This window comes from Virgibacillus sp. GM2-2, assembly GCF_055329585.1.
The window spans coordinates 1-250 of record NZ_JBUZWC010000126.1 but is presented as its reverse complement, the minus strand read 5'-3'; the positions used below and the strand labels follow the sequence as shown (position 1 = coordinate 250).

General features: G+C 54.0%; 1 protein-coding gene. It reads right to left on the bottom strand.

Features of this window, described 5'->3' with window-relative positions:
- Positions 1–241, bottom strand: a 241-nt coding sequence (locus ACY9Z2_RS19225; protein WP_463611281.1) for a carboxyl transferase domain-containing protein, incomplete at its 3' end; no start/stop codon positions are given.
- Between the last annotated feature and the right edge of the window lie 9 nt (positions 242–250).

The window sequence follows — 250 nt, the reverse complement described above, 5'->3', positions numbered from 1 at the left end:
GCTTACGCGCGTCACTCGGCACAATGCCGTACAGTTCCGAACTGTCAAATAGCGGCGCTTCGATTTCATCTGCGGTCTTGTTTGGCTTTTTGTTCAGGTTGGCCACGATGTTGCGGGCAAGCGCAATCGCATGTTCATCGTTTTCAGCCAGATGATCAGCCACGCCAGACAAACGGGTATGCACATCACCACCACCGAGATCCTCACTAGACACCACTTCACCAGTAGCTGCCTTAACCAGAGGAGGGCC